The sequence below is a fragment of the Micrococcus sp. GbtcB5 genome (assembly GCF_019091605.1).
In the GTDB taxonomy this organism is placed as follows: domain Bacteria; phylum Actinomycetota; class Actinomycetes; order Actinomycetales; family Micrococcaceae; genus Micrococcus; species Micrococcus luteus.
Map to the genome: position 1 here is coordinate 1 of NZ_JAGXJK010000568.1, position 232 is coordinate 232.

Genomic DNA, 232 nt, shown 5'->3' on the forward strand with positions numbered 1-232 from the left:
CCGACCGGCCGACGACTGAGCTGGGAGCGACCCTCCCCCTGGACGCGCTCCCTCACCGCCCCGGACCCGGCAGCCGAGCGCGGCCCGGAGATCCGCTGGTACGAGGACGGCACCCTGAACGTGACCGTGAACTGCGTGGACCGCCAAGAGGCAGCGGGGCGCGGGGAGAAGGTCGCCCCGGACCTCGAGGGCGGGCCCCGCGACCCCCGCGCCGTCCCCTACACACAGCTGC

At 75.9% G+C, this 232-nt stretch carries 1 protein-coding gene; it reads left to right on the forward strand.

What is annotated here, in order from left to right:
- Positions 1-232 (forward strand): acetyl-coenzyme A synthetase N-terminal domain-containing protein (locus KVS67_RS13535; RefSeq protein ID WP_305799847.1); only part of this gene is annotated, 232 nt, incomplete at both ends.